12 protein-coding genes are annotated in these 19,204 nt (G+C 62.2%); 3 read left to right on the plus strand and 9 right to left on the minus strand.

The window, feature by feature from the left end:
- Positions 1-52 precede the first annotated feature (52 nt).
- From WBP07_RS22070 to WBP07_RS22080, 3 genes are all read left to right on the plus strand, one after another.
- Entirely contained in the window at positions 53-2,485 is a 2,433-nt protein-coding gene (locus WBP07_RS22070) for a TonB-dependent receptor (protein ID WP_395396009.1), read from the plus strand.
- Between the two features lie 332 nt (positions 2,486-2,817).
- Positions 2,818-4,971 (plus strand): glycoside hydrolase family 3 N-terminal domain-containing protein, encoded by a 2,154-nt coding sequence (locus WBP07_RS22075; protein ID WP_395396010.1) that lies wholly within the window; start codon positions 2,818-2,820, stop codon positions 4,969-4,971.
- A gap of 106 nt (positions 4,972-5,077) precedes the next feature.
- Complete coding sequence (locus WBP07_RS22080; protein ID WP_395396011.1) at positions 5,078-8,434, plus strand: glycosyl hydrolase; 3,357 nt, start codon at positions 5,078-5,080, stop codon at positions 8,432-8,434.
- Positions 8,435-8,595: 161 nt separating this feature from the next.
- On the opposite strand, the gene WBP07_RS22085 is transcribed toward WBP07_RS22080, so the two are convergent.
- From WBP07_RS22085 to WBP07_RS22125, 9 genes are all read right to left on the minus strand, one after another.
- Complete coding sequence (locus WBP07_RS22085) at positions 8,596-8,913, minus strand: hypothetical protein (protein WP_395396012.1); 318 nt, start codon at positions 8,911-8,913, stop codon at positions 8,596-8,598.
- 172 nt (positions 8,914-9,085) lie between these two features.
- Positions 9,086-9,649 (minus strand): TetR/AcrR family transcriptional regulator, encoded by a 564-nt coding sequence (locus tag WBP07_RS22090; protein WP_395396013.1) that lies wholly within the window; start codon positions 9,647-9,649, stop codon positions 9,086-9,088.
- 337 nt (positions 9,650-9,986) lie between these two features.
- Entirely contained in the window at positions 9,987-10,391 is a 405-nt protein-coding gene (locus tag WBP07_RS22095) for an NUDIX hydrolase (protein WP_395396014.1), read from the minus strand.
- 138 nt (positions 10,392-10,529) lie between these two features.
- The gene (locus WBP07_RS22100; protein WP_395396015.1) at positions 10,530-11,333 is read right to left on the minus strand and encodes a phosphatase PAP2 family protein; all 804 of its coding nucleotides are present in this window, start codon (positions 11,331-11,333) and stop codon (positions 10,530-10,532) included.
- Positions 11,334-12,037: 704 nt separating this feature from the next.
- Positions 12,038-13,363, minus strand: a complete 1,326-nt coding sequence (locus tag WBP07_RS22105; RefSeq protein ID WP_395396016.1) for a sensor histidine kinase — start codon at positions 13,361-13,363, stop codon at positions 12,038-12,040.
- The gene (locus WBP07_RS22110) at positions 13,363-14,097 is read right to left on the minus strand and encodes a response regulator (protein ID WP_395396017.1); all 735 of its coding nucleotides are present in this window, start codon (positions 14,095-14,097) and stop codon (positions 13,363-13,365) included. The genes WBP07_RS22105 and WBP07_RS22110 overlap by 1 nt, the downstream gene beginning before the upstream one ends.
- 58 nt (positions 14,098-14,155) lie before the next feature.
- Positions 14,156-15,316: a lactonase family protein gene (locus WBP07_RS22115; RefSeq protein WP_395396018.1), complete on the minus strand. Its 1,161-nt coding sequence runs from the start codon at positions 15,314-15,316 to the stop codon at positions 14,156-14,158.
- 4 nt (positions 15,317-15,320) lie between these two features.
- On the minus strand, positions 15,321-16,568 hold the full coding sequence (locus WBP07_RS22120; RefSeq protein WP_395396019.1) for a neutral/alkaline non-lysosomal ceramidase N-terminal domain-containing protein: 1,248 nt from the start codon (positions 16,566-16,568) through the stop codon (positions 15,321-15,323).
- A gap of 157 nt (positions 16,569-16,725) precedes the next feature.
- On the minus strand, positions 16,726-19,026 hold the full coding sequence (locus tag WBP07_RS22125) for a TonB-dependent receptor (protein ID WP_395396020.1): 2,301 nt from the start codon (positions 19,024-19,026) through the stop codon (positions 16,726-16,728).
- Positions 19,027-19,204 lie beyond the last annotated feature (178 nt).

Raw genomic sequence — 19,204 nt, forward strand, 5'->3', positions numbered from 1 at the left:
AACGCCGTCCTTCCGGGCGCGCGGCAATTCAAAATCAAAACAGGGAGAGAATATGATCAAGATTGGATGCCACCTGCTGCTGGCGTCATCGAGCCTGATGGCCATGGCAGCGCCGGCGCTGGCGCAGTCGACAGCGCCCGAGGCGGAAACCCCCGGTGATGTGATCATCGTCCAGGCCCGCCGCCGCGATGAAGACGTTCAGGACGTTCCCGGCGTGATCAACACGGTGACCGCCGAGGAAGTCGCAAGGCTGAACCTTCGCGATTTCCGGGAAGTCCAGACGCTGGTCCCAGGCCTGGAACTGAGCACGGAATCGAACGGCGTGGGCGGCAGCGCGAAGCTGCGCGGCGTCAACTTCGACGTCAATGCGAGCGGCTTCAACTCGACCGTCGAATTCTACATGAACGATGCCCCGATCGTCGCCGGCCTGGTGCTCCAGCAGATGTTCGACATTGGCCAGATCGAAGTCCAGCGCGGTCCGCAAGGTACGCTGCGCGGCCGCGCCTCGCCGTCGGGCTCGATCACCGTGACCACGCGAAAGCCCGATCTCTACACCTTCGGCGGCACCGTCGAGGGCGCTGCCAACAATATCGGCACGATCAACACCAAGGCTGCCTTCAACCTGCCGATCATCGAAGGCATCGCCGCCATTCGCGTCGCCGGTGTCTACGATGAAAACGAGGACAACCGCGTCCGTCCAATCGACACCAGCTACGGCGGCCGCGATCCTTTCGCGCGGACGAAGGCGGGCCGCATTACCGGCCTCGTCCAGCCTACCGACTGGCTGAAGCTGGAAGGCTCCTACCAGCACATGGAGCGCAATGCCGCCACCTACAACCAGGTGGCCTCGTTCAGCGAGGTCAATCCGGACGCCGATCCCAGCCCGGTCTACATCGCAACCGGCGATCGGCTGACCGACCAGGTCGTGCCGCAGCGGATCAGCCAAGTCTACAACATCTATAACTGGCGCGGCGAAGCGAGCCTGCTCGGTCAGGTGCTGATCTATCAGGGCCAGCATTATACCCAGAACGTGCATGCCAGCACGCCGCTCGATTCTGCCGTCATCTTTCCCGGCGAGGACACGTTCCAGACCACGCACACGTATACCAAGTCGACTTCGCACGAAGTCCGCCTGCAGAACCAGGAACGCCTGTTCGGGATGGTCGACTATGTCGTCGGATTCTTCGATCAGACAAATGATGCCCCGACGGACCTCATCCGCAAGACCGTCGTCGCCTTGCCGACCCTCTTTGGCGGCGGTTTCGCTACGGCTGTCGACACGCCGATCGCGGTGCGCGGCGGCAGCCACGAACAGTCCGAGTTCGGCAACCTGACGCTGCATGTGACGAAAAGCACCGAGATCTCGGGCGGGCTGCGTCATATCAGCTTCAAGGATGACGATACCCTGTCTGTCGCCGGCACCACGGTGAAGGAGTCCAACCAGGATCGCAGCACCTGGATCTATACCGCGTCGGTGAAGCAGAACATCACCCCCGACCTCATGGTCTATGCCAGCACCGGCAGCTCCTGGCGCCCCGGCATCAGCGTGATCGGCGATTTCAACATCGCCCCTTCCGCGCTGGAATCGAGCTTCATCACCCTGCCGCCCGAAAAGTCCAAATCCTATGAAATCGGCTTCAAGAGCACGCTGATGGACGGGCGCATGCATCTTAACGTCACGGGCTACCACCAGAAGTTCAAGAACTATCCCTATCGCGTCTCGAACGGTGTCTACTACATCAACACCGCCGCCGATTTCGACAGCGCCGGCAATTTCGCGGGCGTCCATCAGGAAGTGGGGCAGTTCAATTTCGTGGGCGCGGTCCCCGTCGAGGTCAACGGCGTCGAGGGCGATGCGTCGTTCGAGGTCAACGATCGCTGGAATGTCAGCCTGCTCGGCAGCTATTCGCTCGGCAAGATCAAGAACGGCACGGTGCCCTGCAATGACCTCAACGGCGACGGCGTACCGGACACGGTCACGGCAGCACCGACACTGAAGCAGCTCCAGGATACCGTTGGCGCAAACAACCTTGCAAGTTGCAAGGTCACGCAGCGCTCCTCGTTCCAGCCTCCCTTCTCGGCGACGCTGCAGAGCGAATACCACATGCCGATCTCGGGCAAGATGGACGGCTACTTGCGCGGTCTCGTGACCTACAACGGCAAGTCGAAGACCGATCCCACCAATCCGTACGACGATGTCGGCGACTATGCTCTGGTCAACCTCTACGCGGGCATCCGCGATCCGAAGGGCATGTGGGAAGTCTCGCTCTACGCGAAGAACGTGTTCGAGGTCGAAAAGGCGCTTTCGCGCACCAGCCCGCTCTCGACCAGCTACCAGCAGCTTGGCTTTGGCGGCTTCGGCCCAACCGGCCCGGTCTTCACTGGCCCGACCTCGGCCACGGCCACCAGCACCTACACCGGCATTACCATGACGCCGCCTCGAGAGTTCGGCATCAACATCCGCTACGCGTTCGGTTCTCGCTAGGCTGTGCGAACCGAACTCTCCTAGCCTGGGCGGGCGATCTTACGATCGCCCGCCCTCTTTTTCGTGATGGCTAGGACAATGACGACTCCCCTTGGCAGTGAAGTACCAGCTGGAAAGGGATCGTCGGACAATACGACAAGTCCGGGCGCCGTACGCCCCAGAAAGAGGAACTCCATATGCGTCGCATCTCGGCAACATTGGCAGCCAGTTTGCTGCTCGGCACTGCCTTGACCGGCTCGACGATAGCCGGCGCGGCACCGAAACATGTGTCAACCAAGGCTCCTGTGAGCGATGCCGATATCGACACGCGCGTCGACTCCCTGCTTTCAAAAATGACCGTCGAAGAAAAAGCGGGGCAGCTCAGCCAGTTTTTCTATTTCGCCCAGATTCCCGCGATGGCGAAAGGCGTCGACGATCAGATTGCAGCGGGCCGTGCCGGTTCGATCCTCTTCACGACCGATCCGAAGCTTCTCAATCGCGCGCAGAAGATCGCCGTCGAACAGACCCGCCTAAAGATTCCCCTTCTGGTCGGTTTCGACGTCATCCATGGGCTGCACACGATTTTCCCTGTTCCGCTTGCCATGGCTGCATCATGGGATCCGAAGGTTGCCGAGCAGGCGCAGGCCGTCGCCGCGCAAGAGGCCCGGGCCGTGGGTGTCCACTGGACCTTTGCCCCCAATGTCGACATCGCGCTTGACGCGCGCTGGGGTCGCATCGTCGAGGGAGCGGGCGAGGATCCCTATCTCGGTTCAGCGATGGCGTCAGCGCAAGTGCGCGGCTTCCAGGGCGCATACATCGGCGCGCCCGACCATATCATCGCCGGACCCAAGCATTTTGCCGGCTATGGCGCCGCCATGGGCGGCCGCGATTATGACGAGAGCGAGCTTTCCGAGAACCAGCTTCACAACCTCTATTTCCCCCCTTTCAAAGCGGCGGTCGACGCGGGCGCCGGCAACATCATGGCCGCATACATGGCACTCAACGGGGTTCCGGCAGCGGGTAACCGCCGCCTGCTAACCGACACGCTGCGCAAGGAGTGGGGTTTCAAGGGCTGGGTCGTCAGCGATGCCGGCGGCGTGAACGCACTTACGACCCACGGCCTTGCCGTCGATGGAAGCGAGGCCGCCTTGAAGGCTCTCGAGGCCGGCACCAACATGGAGATGGTCCCGCCCGGCCAGAAAGCCCGCATGCCCTCGCTTGCGCAAGCCGTGGCCGACGGAAAGCTCACCTTGGCCGCACTAGACGCCATGGTCCGACCGGTGCTCGCGGCCAAATTCCGCATGGGACTTTTTGAGAATCCCTATGTCGACGAAGCCAGGGCCGCGAAGGTGCTGGCCGATCCCGCCCACGCGGCGGCGGCGCGTGTCGCTGCCGAACGCTCAGCGGTGCTGCTTCGCAACGACGGCGGCCTGCTGCCGCTCAATCGCGAGAAGATCCACTCGCTGGCCGTAATCGGGCCGCTCGCCGATTCCGAGCGAGATGTGCTTGGCTCGTGGATATTCTCCATGAATTCGCCGAGCGCCCAGAGCCTTCTCGCGAGCATCCGTGCGAAAGTCGGACAAGGCGTTACCGTGAACTATTCCGAGGGCGTTCGCATCCCCGCCCGCGTCAATCCCTCGCCCTTCGACATGATGGATGGCAAACGCGCCAAGCCCGCGCCGATCGATGAGGATGCCGAAATCGCGAAGTCGGTGGAAATGGCTCGCCAGTCGGATGTCGCCATTCTCGTGCTCGGCGAGACCCAGAATATGAGCGGCGAAAAGGCGTCACGCGCTTCCTTCGATCTTCCAGGCCGACAGAGGGAACTCCTCGATGCCGTCGTCGCCACAGGCAAGCCGGTGGTCGTCGTTCTGATGAGCGCGCGCCCGCTGACGATCCAGGACAGCAAGCCAGGTGCGATCCTCGATGTCTGGTATCCGGGAAGCCAGGGCGCTGCCGCCGTAACCAACCTGCTATTCGGCGATGCGGTACCTGGCGGCAAATTGCCGATCAGCTGGCTTCGCAGCGCAGCCCAGGCGCCGATGACTTACGCCCGCTTGCCTTCGCATGATCCCGATGATGCCGCCAAGCGCTATCAGGAAGGCAGTAATGAGCCGGCCTGGCCATTCGGATTCGGGCTCAGCTACACGACGTTCGCTTACTCGAACCTGCAGGTATTGACGCCGAAGGTCGCGCCGGGGAACGCGGTGAAGGTCGCTGTCGATGTCGCAAATACCGGCCAGCGGACCGGCGACGAGGTGGCTCAGCTCTACATCCATCAAAGGCATGGCACCTCCTCGCGGCCGGTCCGTCAACTCAAGGGCTTTAGCCGCATAACGCTGAAGCCGGGCGAGAAGCGCACCCTCACTTTCACGCTCAGCCCGGATGACCTGCGCTATTGGAGCGACGCTAGGCGAATCTGGATCGAGGACAACTCGGTCTTCGACGTCTGGGTTGGCGGCGATTCCAGGGCGTCACTCGGCGGATCGTTCGAGGTAGCTGGTTAAGGCCGGCGCGGGAGGACTGTCGAAGCCCGAGGCTTCGGCAGCACCAACGACAAGCTCGGCGGGCGCTCTTCGCCGGCCGGCTTTCAAAGGATAATGGAGCTTGGACATGAACGGCGGAATCTCTCGCCGCGGGTTACTGCTCGCGACCGCGCTTGGCGCAATCGGGCTCGCCTCGGCGGCGCATGCGGACTCCCAGTCGCCCACTGCAGCTGCAGCTGCGGCAGCTGCGGCAGCTGCGGATCAGTTGGAAACAGAGTTCCGCAATCCCCCCGCATCCGCCCGCCCGCGCGTGTGGTGGCATTGGATGAACGGCAACATCACAGAGGACGGGATCCGCAAGGACCTGGAATGGATGAGCCGGATCGGCCTTGGCGGCGTTCAGAATTTCGACGCCAACCAGGATACGCCCCAGGTAGTCGCCAAACGCCTCCCTTACATGACCCCGGATTGGCAGAGCGCCTTCAGAGTGGCCGCATCGACTTCCGACAAGCTTGGCCTCGAACTTGGCATAGCCTCGTCGCCAGGCTGGTCTGAAACCGGAGGGCCATGGGTGCGCCTGGAAGATGGCATGAAAAAGCTCTCGTGGAGCGAGACGCTGGTCACGGGGCGCGCCCGCGGCCCGGTTTTGGCTCCTGCTCCGCGCGCCACCACCGGGCCTTTCCGCGATCTGCCCGGTGAGCTTGCGAACGCGCCGGGTCATTACGAAGACATTGCGATCTTCGCCTATCGACTTGGCGATATGCCGAGCCTGCCTCCCGCTCGCTATCGTGGGCCCGATGGCTCGGATCTCGACGCCGCGGTTCTTTCCGATGACCGGCTCACCACCTTTGCAACGATCAAGACTGGAAGCCGCGACAATCCGGCCATTGTCTCGCTCGCCTTCGACAAGCCGCAAATCGTCCGCTCGCTCACCCTTTTCGTTCCGGGCATCGCCCCCAATCCTCGGGGGCCGGGTCTCCTGCCGCGCCTTGAAGCCAGTACGGACGGGCAGGCATGGACCAAGGTCATCGACATCCCGGTCAGCGATGCCCCCAGCACGGTGAGCTTCGCTGCGAGAACCGCAGCCCATTTCAGAGTGGTCTTTGCCCAGCGGGAAGGCGCCCGGGCGGCCTTCGGCAGCGGTGTTCCGCCCAAGCTCGAAATTCGCGAGCTGACGCTCTCGCCCGAGAACCGGGTCAACATGTTCGAAGCGAAGGCGGGCTTCTCGACGGTATCCGACTTCTATGCCCTCGATGCAGGCGTAAACCCGGACGCCCCGGCCTTGCAGCCGCGCGATGTGATCGACCTGACTTCAAAGCTCCGCGAAGACGGTACCATCGACTGGAGGCCGCCTGCCGGGAGGTGGCGGATTGTGCGGCTAGGTTGGTCGCTGATCGGCAAGACGAACCATCCCGCCAGCGCTGAGGCGACGGGTCTCGAAGTCGACAAGATGGATGCCGGCGCTGTGCGCCGCTATCTTGAGCACTATTTCGGGACCTATCGTAACGCTGCGGGCGCTTCGCTGTTCGGCGAAGCCGGGGTGCGGGCGCTCGTGAACGACTCCACCGAAGTCGGCCCCTTCAATTGGACCGGCGACATGGCCGCCCAATTCCGACGTCTGCGCGGCTATGATCTGACGCCCTGGCTCCCGGTGCTGACCGGTGCGATCGTCGGTTCGCGGCAGGCGAGCGATGCGTTTCTATACGATTTTCGCCGGACGATCGGCGAGCTTCATGCGACTGAACACTATGGAACGATCGCCAAGGTCGCCCGGGAGAACGGGCTCAAAACATACGGCGAAGCCTTGGAAAATGCGCGCAGCACGCTCGGCGACGACATGCAGATGCGCAGCTTCGCAAATTACCCCATGGCGGCAATGTGGTACGTTCCGCGTAACGCGGCGATGCCGGGCGCTTTCATCGCCGATGTCAAAGGCGCAGCGTCCGTCGCCCATGTCTACGGTCAGAACATCGCAGCGGCTGAATCGCTGACATCGATCATGATGCCATGGGCAACCGGTCCCAACGAGCTGAAGTCGATCATCGACTACGAGTTCTCGCTTGGGATCAATCGCCCCGTCATTCACACCTCGGTGCATCAGCCCGTCGACGACAAGGTCCCCGGGCTCTCGCTCGGGATGTTCGGGCAATACTTCACGCGTCACGAGACCTGGGCTGCGCTGGCAAAGCCCTGGATCGATTACATCGCGCGTAGCGCCTTCATGCTCCAGCAGGGCCGCAGTGTTGCCGATGTCGCCTACTTCTACGGTGAGGAAGCACCGCTGACGAGCCTCTATGCAGGCGGGCTGCCTGACGAAGTGCCGCGTCAATACGGGTACGATTTCCTCAACACCGACGCGTTACTCCACCTCGCCTCGGTCGATGGTTCCGATCTCGTGATGCCGGGAGGCGCGCGCTATCGGGCGCTGTTCCTCGGCGGATCGAGCCGTTTCATGACGCTACCCGTGCTTCAGCGCCTTGCAGACCTTGCGGACCAGGGCGCAACGATTGTCGGTGATGCGCCGGTGGCGTCTCCCAGTCTCGCGGACGATCCCGCCGCGTTCAGTGCCTTGGTGAAAAAGCTGTGGCCCGGGACCGCTGTTGCCCAGATCGGTCGCGGCAAGATCATCGCCGGCCACGATCTGGCCGCAGCTCTAGGCTCGGCGGGAGCGGCACCCGATTTCGACTACGCAGGCGAGGAGGGCCGATCGCTCCTCTTCCAGCATCGCCGGCTCGCCGACGGCGACATCTACTTCGTCAGCAATCGCAAGGACCGCGAGGAGCATCTCGAAGCACGCTTCCGGGTAAGCGGGAAGGTCCCCGAAGTTTGGCGCGCGACAACCGGGAAGAGCGAGCCGGTTTCCTACCGCATCGATGGCGAGCACACGATTGTTCCGCTCGATCTCGCAAGCGAGGATGCGGTGTTTGTCGTCTTCCGCAAGCCCGCACAGGCAAATTCCGCAAAGGTCTCGTCTCCAGCGCTGCATGTGGCTGATCAGCTCGACAGAGGTTGGCGCGTCGTCTTCCAGCCCCATCGCGGCGCACCGCCCGCCATGGCGATCGACACCCTGTCATCGCTCAGCGAAAATCCTGATCCCGGCGTGCGCTATTTCTCCGGCGTCGCAACTTACTCGGTAGCGATGCCCGCACCCAGAGGGTGGCGGCCGGGCCAGAAGGTATGGATTGACCTTGGTGACGCCCGCGACGTGGCGGACATCTCCATCAATGGGAAACGCGTTGGCGGCGTCTGGCACGCGCCCTTCAGGATCGAGGCCACGCAATTCATGCACTCGGGCGTCAACCGGCTTGAGGTCAAAGTCGCCAATCTGTGGGTGAACCGCCTCATCGGCGATCAACAGCCAGGCGCCACCAAGGTAACGTGGACGGCGTTTCCGGCCTACAGCAAGACTTCGAAGCTTCGGCCGTCCGGGCTCTTGGGACCCGTTCGCGTTTTGAGCGAAAGCGCCGCGGGATCAACCCAGTAGCCTAAACGACGAGGACCTCTTTCTGCTGGCTGGCGAGAAAGAGGTCCTCTCCCCACACCGATGGGGAACCGATTGATGACGTCCGCTACCGGGTCTTTCGAGGGCAGGCGCACATGGAGGGGGCGACCATCCGCCCCCTTAATCATCTCAATTTCGCATCCTCAGTTGGGCCTTGCCGCGTCGAGATCGGCCTGGATTTTCGCGAGCTTTTCGTCCGTAAGCTGATCGCCCGCGAACTGCTGGAGCTGCGCAAGCGTCATGCCGCGCCCCATCTCGATCTGCGGGTTGTTGACGATCTCGGGAATGTACTTGAGCAGGATGGCCTTTGCCGCCGGATCATCGAGCATTGTGCCGAGATCGGTGTCCTGAACTTTGTAGGCCGCCTTGGTTTTGGCAGCAGCTGGGGGTGTTTCGGCATGGGCGGCCACCGGACCAGCCACCGCGGCTGCTAGAAGCACGGCCGAGAGAATTGCGCGCATTGATAATCCTTTCCCGAACAGGATCTGGGAGCGATGCGAGCGGCTCGTTCATGGCCGCAAGTCTCACGCATCTCTCCGCTGTTCGGTCCGGACTATCCGGTCATATTTCGATAGAGTCAATATCGATACAGTTTGTACATTTAAAACGCCGCTTTTATCGTCGCGGCGCAGATTACCAGGATTCAGCACCTCGGACGATACGATCTACCAAGGAAGCCGCGACCGCTTTGGCCTCGTCTTCCTCGAACGGCTCCGCTTCAGGGCGCATGGAGATCGTCCCACCCGTGACGGCCATTACCAGATCCGCTGCGCCGTCCGGGTCGCGCATCTCGAAGCCCCGGACCGGGCCATACTCACGAATCGAAGCGGCGATGAGCGCGTGGAGCTTGCGGTAGCCCTCCTGATTGTGGCCTATGAAGCCGGAGCCTGCAGTGCCGGTGAGGTTGCCGGCAAGCTTGGTGATGGCGCGGACTTCGGGATTTGTGCCCCAGAGCAGCATCGCTGCGATGTAGCTGACCAGCTGTTCAACGAGATCGTGAGACAAGGCAGGGTCGCGTTTGGTGTTGAGTTCCGACCACGATGAAATCTTTGCATCAATCACGGATTGGAGCAGATCAGACTTGTCGGAGAAGCGCTTGTAAAGCGTCGTGCGCGGAATACCCAGCTTCGTAGCGACAGCATCCATTGATGTCGCTTCATATCCGAATTCCAAGAACATTCGCGTGGCCTCGGTCAAGATGTCATGTGTGATCTTGACGGAGTCGGCGGCTACCGGACGCCCCCGCCGACGGACCGGTTTTTGTTCAGGCTTCGTCGCAGCCGATTCTCTCACCTTGTCCCACACTTCCCGCAATCCAAGCCTAAAAACACCGAGCTCCTCTGTCCTAACCGATTTGGAATGAGGCACAACAGCAATGGGCTGAATTGCAGCATCCCTTTCGCGAACACGAATATCCTTCGATGTTAGGTTTCCGGTGAATGACTGCTCTTTCCGCAAGCAGTCATTCTAAGCACGAGTGTCGAACGTCCAAATTTGGCCGCATACGGACAGGACAATCCGTCGTAAACGCCCATCATTGACCTTGCGTCGCGGCGACCCTTTCCGCCGCAAATGCCTGCAACGCGCGCTGAAGCTTTTCATCCTGCAGGATTGAGCGAGCTTCGGACAAGGAAAACCACGCACGTTTACGAGACCTCATTTCCGGCCACTGTTCCAATTCCGTTTCGACCCTCAGGGCGTAGACTCTCGCGCGGCTCGGATCGAAGCTGGCGGATGCATTCACTGGTTGTTTGGAGACTGTCCCAAGCACGCCCGCTTCCTCGAAGGCTTCGGTCGCCGCACGCTGGGACGCCGTTTCACCCGGCTCGATCTTCCCTTTCGGGAGGATCCACTTTCCTTTGCGTCGCGAGGTCACCAGGAGGACCTCACAGCTATCGCCATTCAGGCGGTAAGGAAGAGCGTTGGACTGACCTGGCATCCTACTTCTCGTTACCAATGGTGAAGCGCGATCGGACGGCGCAGCGCTTGTACGTCAGGACGTAGTTATGAAGGCACATTACAACGGCTGGTAGGTCCACGGAGTTGCCGCAGGCTGCTCTCTCTTGCAATGCCTTGATCAAAGGCGCGGCATTACCCTTTCGCGGATCAAGGCCGCTTCCGCGTCACATCCCACGGGGCGCTCTCCGCTAGCGCGCAGCGCATCGAGTTCTGCTTTGGCTGCCAAGCGATCGGCAAGATAATCGGGCTTGGTCTGGACGATTGCCATCGTAGCCGTTGCCGAAAGCATTCCGGCCTCAACAGCACTTTCGTTATGCGCACCGCAGACAAACCGACTATCGCCATAGGCCCGCCCTCGCTCAAGGATCTGTTGCGCACGGTCCGGCGCGATGCTCGACAGGACAAGTGCCCACGTCCAGCCCCAGGTCGTATGGCCTGACGGATAGTCGTAGCTCATTCGATGAGCCTTCTCGTCGTAGAGTTCGGAGGCTGGCTGGCAAATTTGCCCCTTGTCGATGGTGAATGGCCGATTGCGCTGGTAAACGGCCTTAGCCTTCCCAGACTGGGCGCTAGTATCGGAGCCGGCTCGTTGGATGACCGTCATCAGCTTTGGCGCGTTTTCCGGCGTGAGCTTTACCCCGACCGCACAGCTGAAATCGTTAGCAAGCGCCGACACACTGTAATCGGCATCCTGCGTCGCAAGCTTCCACCGAGGAGAGCCTGCCAGCTTGCGGGTTGCCCGGAAGACTTTGCGATCCGTTTCGTATCGCGGATCACCGGGACGCGGTGCCGGTTCGATTACGTGCGTGACGTCGAACTCAGCGGGATCAAGGTAACCACGAGGGCGCTCGGCGGAATCTGCGTTTGCTGTAGATAAGGCAGCGGTGGCCGCAACTACGGCAATCAGAAGCTTGAGGTTCACGAACGATCTCCAATGGCCTGGACCTACGGCATTCGGGCTCGCATGGTCAATATGACGGAAATATGACAGTTGAGCTTAAGCGTCCGGAATGGTGCACCCGCGCACGTGACTGGAACGCTGGGGGATCCGCAGATTCCAGCATATGTGGGTTTTCGAGTCGCGGTGAGGCTCAGCCTGAGATTTTGCTTAGCGGGAATGGCTACCTTGACCCACACTGGATTCGACTCCAGCTCAGACAATTGCGGTACGACACCTGCTTGATCGGACTGGCGCGCATTCTGACGGCGCCCGATCCAAAGGACCGAAATCGACTCCGATCGCCATATTCCCTAAGCCAACCTTGCGCCTTTGAGGGAAACAAGCGGGTAAAACGCCGGCGCCGATGGCCGCTGGGATCCATACAGGAAGCCGTCATTATTTGCGAAAGCTGGCTTTTCGGTGCAGCATAAGCCCCCGCCGCGACATGCTCGACCGCCGTGATCCGTGCATCGGATAAAGCCACACGGGCAAGATTTGCACAGTCGGCGGCAGCATGTGCCGTCGCAGGCGCAAGACCCTGCCCCGCAAGCTCCAGCACCTAAACCGGCTTCTGCACGAGGAAGACCTTCAGGGCCGGTGCGGAGGTGGACCTGATGACATGAGATGGCTTCCAATCGAACGTTCGGGGGGAACATGAAAGGTGTGATGGCGCGCCCGCAGGCACATTACTCAATATGCAGCGGCAATTCGAGGACGGCACGAAGCCCTCCCAATTGCGGTGATCGCGACAGGACAAGCTCTCCGCCATAGAGACCCGCGAGTTCGGCCACGAGACCGAGCCCGAACCCGAAACCGGCGCCATCCTCGGCAAGCCTTCGCCCGGGCTCCATCGCCAGAGTCATCTCCCCAGCGTCGAGGCCGGGCCCATCGTCCTCGACCGCAAGGCACGCCGAACGATCGGCCACAGCCCCCCGAATAACGATCCGACTGCGCGCGAAGCGCGTGGCGTTCTCAAGCAGGTTTCCAAGCATCTCGTCGAGATCCTCGGCATCGATAGCCAGCGTCAAAGACGGGTCGACTTCGTTGACGATCGTCAGTTCGCGTCCCCCCGCCAGCACATGCATTACCTCCGCAAGGCGCGCAACGACATGCGCCGGGTCGCACCGCACGCGTTCGCCCGAGCCGAGCGCCGCGCTTCGGGCACGGCCGAGGTGATGACACACGCGGGTATCCAGTTGTTGCAGAAGTTCGAGCGACTTCTCGCTGGCGCCTTCGCGCGGAAGCCGCAGCGAAAGCGTTGCCAGCGGCGTTTTGAGGCTGTGCGCGAGATTGGCCAGGTTGAGCCGTGCATGCTGCAGGCCGGCCTCGTTCTGCGTGATCAGCGCGTTGATTTCGCTTGCGAGCGCACGCAGTTCTTCAGGCAGGTCTTCGCAAAGCAGCCGAATTCGGCCGGCTCGTACGCCGGCAAGATCTCCTTGCAAGGTGCGCAAGGGCGCAAAGCCATAACGCCATTGAACTGCGACCAGCCCAATCAGCGCCAGCGCAAAGACTCCAAGTGCGCCCCAAAGCCTGACACGAGAGCGCGTGAACGGGTCCTGGAAGGGGCGGTCGGATCCGATCAAGGTGATCGAAAGCGGTAATCCGCTCTGCGTGGCACCGTGCCACATCCGCATATGAACGGACTGACCATTTATCGTTTCGCCCCGCGCAAGCTGCAGCTTGCCGCCGCTCTCCTCACCCGTTCGGGCCAGTTCGACAATCCGTGCGGTAGCGCCCGATTTCCAGGTGCCACGCGGCGTCGTGATCGCCCAGCCCCAAAGATCGGGATGGTCGTTAAACCCCTTGAGGAACAGTACCTCGTCCCGGTGAAAGTGCCCGTCCGCATCGATCGCTTCACGCATGCGGTCCTGCTGCGCGGTGAAGATCTCCTCAGCGCCGTCCATCACCACGTCGCGGATCACTTCACCGATTGCGTAGCCGGCCAGCAATAACACTGCGAGGCCGGTCACCAGCGAGATGACAAGGAAACGCCCCTGCAAGGATCCCCGCATCAGTGCCCATCCCCACCGAGACTGTAACCGCGCCCACGAACGGTCCGGATCAGGTCGCGGCCGATCTTGTGCCGCAGGCGCCCGATAGTCACTTCGAGCGACCCCGGCGACGGCTCTGTGCCGTCCTCGTAGATGCTCTCAAGCAGGGTAGAGCGCGCGACGAGGGTTCCCTTGCGCAGCATCAAAGCGGTGAGAATACGCCACTCGAACGCGGTCAGATCAAGATAGGCCCCATCGAGGTCGAATTCTCCTAAAACCGGATCGTAGCCTAGCCGCCCGCAAGTTTCGCGCGTCCGCCCAGCCCTGCGCGCCCGGCGGATCTGCGCCATCAGGCGGAACTCCAGTTCGCGGGCAACGAAAGGCTTGACGATGTAATCGTCCGCCCCCGCCTCGAAGCCCGCGACCTTATCGGTCCATCCACCTCGTGCAGTCATGATCAGGACCGGCATGTCGCATCCCTGCTCGCGCCAGCGCGCCAGCAACTGGTGGCCGCTGCCGTCGGGAAGGCCAAGATCGAGCAAGGCGGCATCGTATACATGGCCATCCCCCATCGCGCATGCGCGGGCGTAATCGGACGCGTGGTCGACCGCAAAGCCCTTGGCGCGCAGCGTAACCATCAGCTCTTCGGCCAAGTCCGCATCGTCCTCCACCAGCAATACCCGCAAAAGCTCACCTCGCATCCGCCGCGGGCTCTCCGGCCCGTCCTTTCCCGGATCGATCATAGCGTTGTCCATGCAGCTCCGCGAGAGCGGGACCATTCCCTCGCATTTGCCCTGTCTTTGGGGAACGGGATCAATGCGCAAAAGTCACGTTGACTGGTTGGTATACGGCAATGCCATTGTCCGTGGCACCAAGCTTCCCGCTCTCCGGATCACGGGCAAGCACCGCGACATGGCCAGCTGCCTCCTCGGCCACCAGCATCCACTGCTCGCCCGGTGACAGCGCGAAGCTCCAGGGGCGTTTACCGGTTTCGAAGCGCTGGACCTCGATAAGCGTGCCCTGCGCAGGATCGACGGCGAAAACGTAGATTGCGTCCTCCCCCTCGCGGCTCGACACATAAAGGAAACGTCCGTCACGCGACACCGCGATTTCGGCCGCGCTCCGCTGCCCGGTGAAGCCGGCAGGCGTGAGATCCAGCGTCTGCACCGGATCGAGACCACCGTTAGACGCATCCCAGCGATAAACGATCACTTGGGCCGTAAGCTCGGTTGCAAGGTAGGCATAGCGGCCGCCGCGTCCGAAGACGACATGGCGCGGCCCTGTGCCTGCGGGTACTTGCGCATAGGGACGCGGCGCTGGGCTGAGCCGACGCGTGCGGGGATCGAAGCGATAGACGAACGTACGGTCAGCGCCGAGATCAGGAACCAGCACGAAGCGTCCTGAGGGATCGAGCGTAACCCCGTGGGCGTGCGGCCCTGCTTGCCGCGGATTGGGCCCGGAGCCTTGATCCTGTACGCGTGCGGCCACGGGTCCGATCCGGCCCCCGAGATCGACCGGGAGTACGGTTGCTGTCCCGCTTCCGAAGTTCGCGACGAACAGCGAGTGCGAACGTGGGTCGTAGCCGAGATGGGTGGGCCCGCCACCGCCCGCATCGGCCGTCCCAATCCCGGCAAGGCTGCCGCTTGCGTGATCCACAGTATAGCTCACGACCTTTCCGTTGCTCCGTCCGTCATTGCCCTGCTCGCTGACGGCATAGATCAGGGGCCGAACGGGATCGGCGACGAGCCAGGTCGGCCGGAACAATGGGGCGACTTCGCCCAATGCCGAAAGCTTTCCGGTCGCCTCGTCGAAACGGGCCCCGAAAATGCCCTGTCCGGCCTGCTGACCGTGAGTGCCGAAGTAGACGAGACGCGTGGTACAGGCTCCGTCCCTGCAATCTCCTTGCTTGGGCGGCGTCGCACAGGAACTGGCGAGAGCAAGCGCCAGAAGCGCGGAAAGACGGGAAACACGCATCGACTTAGTTCTCCTGACGATCGGTCTGCCGGATCATTGCGACGAGGCCCTCAACTATGCCCGGCTCCGCACAGCCGCGCTGGACCGGGCTGCCCTTCACCTCGAATGTCGGACGATCGTAATCGCTGTCGGGCGGCAGGTAGCCGACGCGATCGTTGACGAGCGAGACCAGCAGGGTTTGGCGAAGCGGAGAAGAAGCGCGCAGCTTCGTGCCGATCGCGGTAAGCACTTCCCCCGAGACCCCGCCGAGCGCCACGTCATCGAGGCGGATCAGCGAAAGCCGGATCGGCACCGAAGAGACCGGTTCCTGATGCATGTCGGCCATGACGTCGACACCCGCCTTGACGGGGCAGGCGAAAGTCCGGTTCGCGGCGGCGAGCAAGCCTGCTTCGCGCATGTCCGATATCCGGCCAATCACGCGCAGCACTTCGCCGCCGAGCATGGTGCCCTGGGTATCGGCCTCGTGCCACGCGGCTTCGGCCTTGACCCCATCCTGCTTGGCACCCGGCGTAAACAGGCGCGGAGCCTGGTCGCCGATGGTGCTCTGCGCGAAGGCCACGATAGCGCCCCCGCCCAGCGTGTTTTCGACAAATCCGGCCGCCGCTCCGGTCAGATCTCCGCTCAGCAGGTCCGTGCCCAGCATGACATTAGCATGAACCGGGTAATTGACGATGGCGGCGATGGTCCGACCCGAAAGATCGTCGAAACGGATAACATGGACGGTCTTGTCCGAAGGACCGTCGGGATCGAAGCCGATGGTCCAGCCGCGCGCAGTGTACTCGTCGCGGTTGACGTTGACGTCGGCATGCCCCTCACCCGTGCCATAGCGCGCCGGCACCGCATGTGCGCGTGCCGCCCTGATCCCATCGATCACCTTGCCGATCACCGCGGAGGTATAGGCATCGACTTCCGGGCCGCCAGGATGGGCAAGCGCGCCCGGCGTAACCCTGCCAAGGCGCGGGGCGGAATGATCGTGCGTCGCGGTGATCATGACATGGTCTGCGGCGACGCCCGTTTCCCGGGCTATACGCTGCCGCTCGGCGTCCATATTGCCGACCTCGATGGCATCGATCGAGACGAAAGCTGTTACTTCCCGGCCAAGCTGGAGCACGATGACCCTCGCGTGGATCGGATCGTGCACGCCGCGAAAGGCCCTACCATCCATCGGGTTGAGCCCGGCCAGATCGGTCGGCGTAATGTTGATCCGCTCCGCACCGACGGTGAAGGTCGGCGAGGAAGGCCTGCCCGTCACGGCGCCGGCCGGATAAGGTGCCCATCCTCCAGCAAGGACAAGCGCCAATGCTCCCCAGCCAAACCTCTGCATCACATTCGCTTGCACGCCAGACTCCCGATTACCTCCGCGAAAAAGGACGGGCCGGCGGAGGAGGAAATCCGCCAGCCCGAGGCTTTCACCAGTTGAAGCCCAGTGTGACGCCATAAGTTCGCGGATCGCCGATCGTCGTGGCCGGCAGGGTCGACTGCTTGACTGCATAGTTCGAGAGGTTCTTCACGAAGGCAGCCACGCTGATCCTCTCGTTCGCGGTGGTGAAGCGCGCGTTGAGGTTCTCCTGCCAGTAGGCTGGCTGATAACCGTACCCAGCCGCGTCGTGGACGGGATGGACCCAGTACCCGCTCGAATGGAAGGCATCGCCGCCGATGGCGAGGCTCGCGCCCGATGCGAAGCGGAAGGTGTGCTCGTAGCTCACGGCCATGCTGAAGGTGGGCGAGTGCGGTTGGCTGGTCCCGGCAAGGTTGTAGAACAGGAGGTCGCCCGTGCCCTGATCGTTGTAGCCTATCCAGCAGCCGGTCGCGGTGGGAGCCGCAACGGTCGCGCACGCGCCTTGCTTCTTGTTGAAGCGCGCCTTCATCAGCGTGCCGTTGAAGCCGAGTACATCATTGTCCGTGACAAGGTATCGCGCCTGCCATTCAAGGCCGATGTTATAGGCGTTCTTGATGTTGAACGTTGGCAAGGAGCATTCCGCCGGCTGGTTGCCACCGTTCTGGCACGTGTAGGTATCGCCAACCGCGCCAGCCGAACTGGCGCTGGTCAACGTCACGTCGTAGCCCGCGTAGCTGTCGATATCCTGGTAATTGCTCTGGTCGTAATAGAAGGCGGAAAGGTTGAGGGTCAGGCGGTTGTCGAAGAACCTGTTCTTGAGGCCGAACTCGTAAGCCCGGGTTACCTCGCTCTTGAACACCGAGGCCGTGCCCGAGCTGCCGTCGTACGTGATGCCCCCCGGACGGTAGCCGCTCGATGCCGTGAAGTACTGCATCATGTTCGGCGCGATGTCGTATTCCTCGCCGACGCGGTAGTCGAAGTGAGAGAGGTTCGCGGTATATACGGTGGAAACGCCGGCAGGCTTGAGCATTCGCCGGTCCCAGCTGTACCGGGCGCCGCCGATCACACGCAGGCGGTCGGTCAGCGGATAGGTGACCTCGCCAAACAGCGCATTGGTGCGGGTGCCGTTCTGCGTACCGCCAAGCTTGCCGTCGACCGACTGAAACGCATCGTCCCACTTGGTCTGGCGGTAATCCCAGTAATAGTAACCAAGGTTCCACTGGACCTTGGAGGAAGCGTCCGAATGCAGGCGCGCTTCGGCCGAATACTGGTTGAACGGCGCGTAGGAATAGACGTGGCCGCACGTGGTCGTACCGCTCGTTGCCCAGGGCGGACCGGAATCGGTGCAGCTGTAGTCCGAACCCGTGATCTTCATGTAGGAACCGGTTACATCGAGCACGACGGCATCGGTCACGTTGTAGCTGACGCTGCCACTGAAGGTCTGCGACGTGACGTCGGACTTGTTGTCCGAGGGGCAGACCGTGTTCCCGCTGGAATCCGTGCCGCACAGGTCGCCCTTGTGCCAGGGATTGCCGCTGTCGTTGATGCTGTCGCCCGAATAGGGTGCGACCTTGCTGATGATGATGGGATAGCCCGCTTCCGACCCCTGCCCGGTACCACCGATATGATCGACCTGGTAAGTCAGCTTGACCGTCAGATCGTCTGTGGGCTGGGCCAGCAGCTTGGCTCGAAGCGACTGGGCAACGCTGTCGCTGGCCGCGGGCTTGAAGTAGGAATTCCGGTCGACTGCGGCGCCTGAGACCCGCAAGGCCAACTTGTCTCCCAGCGGAATATTTTGGGCAAGTTCAACGCGCTTCAACGCATAATTGCCGACAGTCACCGAGCCTCTGCCCGACCAGTCGCCAAGTACCGGATCATTGGTGATGACATTGACTACGCCGCCCTCGGCATTAGGGCCGTAACGCGTGCCTTGCGGGCCCTTGAGCACCTCGATGCGGCTGACATCGAACAGGCCGGTGGTCGTACCGAGCGCGATGATATTGTAGACGCCGTCGAATTCGAGCGCGACCGACCCTTGCGTAGTGCCGGTCGGCGTATCGGCGCCAAGGCCACGAATATTGATGGCTGAACCGCCCGGCTGAGTGGTGGTGTTCACACCGGGCGTGGCGGCAAGCGCCTGCGCCATACTGACGGTCGCCCGGGCGGCGAGGTCTTCACCGCCCAGTACGTCGACCGTGGCCGAAACCTTCTGAAGGCTCTGGCTGTGACGCGCAGCGGTGACGATGATGTCCCCGCTGGCATTGCCCGCATCGCCGGGCTGCGCCGTCTCGGCCTGATCGGACTGGGCCTGAGCTTGTGTCGAGATTGCTGCCGCAGCGACGCCGCAGAGCAGCGCAAATGCCGTCCTCATGGTGGGTCTCCCTCCCGTTTCTTGTTTGACGGCCTTGCTATCTAGACAGCTTGGGCAGAGGGAGAAGCGAGTTTAACCGCTCAATTTCGATGCGTTCGGCACTGCGGGCATTCTTGCGTTAAGCCACGATTTGGTTTGGTCCAAAACTTATCACAGACACCGGAATTTCGGCATTGAC

It is taken from the genome of Novosphingobium oxfordense (assembly GCF_044029435.1).
Taxonomy (GTDB): Bacteria; Pseudomonadota; Alphaproteobacteria; order Sphingomonadales; family Sphingomonadaceae; genus Novosphingobium.